The organism is Rhizobium sp. 01T444 (assembly GCF_056398305.1).
Window position 1 is genome coordinate 1 of sequence record NZ_JBFTPD010000080.1, and the last position, 1,327, is coordinate 1,327.

General features: G+C 53.4%; 3 protein-coding genes. 1 reads left to right on the forward strand and 2 read right to left on the reverse strand.

Features of this window, described 5'->3' with window-relative positions; all coding sequences use genetic code 11:
- On the forward strand, positions 1-172 hold a 172-nt coding region (locus tag AC1DTN_RS37175), incomplete at its 5' end, for a transposase domain-containing protein (protein WP_477923213.1).
- Positions 173-245: 73 nt separating this feature from the next.
- Here AC1DTN_RS37175 and AC1DTN_RS37180 read toward each other — a convergent pair.
- Together AC1DTN_RS37180 and AC1DTN_RS37185 are read right to left on the reverse strand one after the other, a co-directional pair.
- On the reverse strand, positions 246-893 hold the full coding sequence (locus AC1DTN_RS37180; protein ID WP_477925084.1) for an ImmA/IrrE family metallo-endopeptidase: 648 nt from the start codon (positions 891-893) through the stop codon (positions 246-248).
- A gap of 2 nt (positions 894-895) precedes the next feature.
- The gene (locus tag AC1DTN_RS37185) at positions 896-1,078 is read right to left on the reverse strand and encodes a hypothetical protein (protein WP_477925086.1); all 183 of its coding nucleotides are present in this window, start codon (positions 1,076-1,078) and stop codon (positions 896-898) included.
- Between the last annotated feature and the right edge of the window lie 249 nt (positions 1,079-1,327).

A 1,327-nucleotide genomic window follows, 5' to 3' on the forward strand; every position in this document is an offset into this window, starting at 1 on the left:
CGGAGCCAGGGCAAGCGCGGTGATTTACAGTCTGATGCTGACCTGCCGCGCCTGTGGCGTCGATCCGCTCTCCTGGCTGCGCCACGTCCTCACTGAGTTGCCTCAGCGCGAAGAAACTGCCGACATTGGCGACCTGCTGCCGTTCAATTACTCCAAGACCATCGCGGCCTGATAAGGCTGGGTACTGCTACCCAGCTAAGCGCGAGTATCCGTCAACCGCCGTCAATGCGCATCGAAAATCGCGCTTACTCATCTTCGGCAGTTTTGTGGTTCGAACCCGTGTGCCGATGCATAACTAGGTGACCAAGCTCGTGAGCGGCATCAAACCGACTGTGCTCAGCTGTCTTGAGCGTATTTAGGAAGACATACGGCTTTTCATTTCTCCAAAATGAATAGGCGTCGAGGTGGCGTGTTTCCTCGACAAGAGAGAAGACTCTTACACCATGAGCTTCCAGCAGATTCACCATGTTGGCAATTGGCTTTTCACCAATTCCCCATCCGGCACGAACGGCCGCAGCGGCCGCCACCGGAGTTTGATTATTTAGTTGGGGAATAGAATGTTCGGGAAGCTCGAAGCGGTGTCGAATCCAGTCATCAATTTCGAAAGCAAGCGCACCAGCCGCCAAGGCCGCGTCACGCGGGCCCGCAGTTAAAGAGCGCAATGAACGAAAGCTCACACCGTCAGGCGATGGGTAATCAACGCCCGGCTTTTCGAAAAACGAACGGCTATATCCTGAGATCGTGCACAGGCGATCCATTAGCTGTTCACTAATTTCGCCCCCTTGCTCCATTCTCTGTACTGTTTTGCGATCAACGCCTAGGCGTTCGGCAAACGCCATTTTGGTCAGACCGAGCCTCAGTCTGACCAAATCAATTCTCTCTGGATTAGGCATGGCTATTTTCGTTTTACGGTGATGTCGATAATCTCGAACGCGTCGTCATCAGCGCGCTCAGAAATTTTCTCCTCTGAGCCATCCAACAGGATGATGCGTTTCCCAAACTGGGTGAAATAGCTTCCGTCGAAATCGACAGGGAGAGATAGTTCGGCACCAGTGGGCAAATTATCGTCAATACGCATGCTGTTGGTTTCCACGCAGAACTGAGCCGGTTAGGCGCATAATTTCCATTGAGAATTGAGCCATGTGAACCTTCCCCCAACGCGGTGAGCGACGGGGGCAACGGAGTGAACCACATGGGACTTTTAAACATCATCCGTCGGATGAAGCTGCGCGAGAAGCAGTCGATCCGCGAGATCAGTCGGCATACCGGTTTGTCGCGTAACACGATTGCGAAGTATTTGAACGCTGGCACGATCGAGCCGACGTTC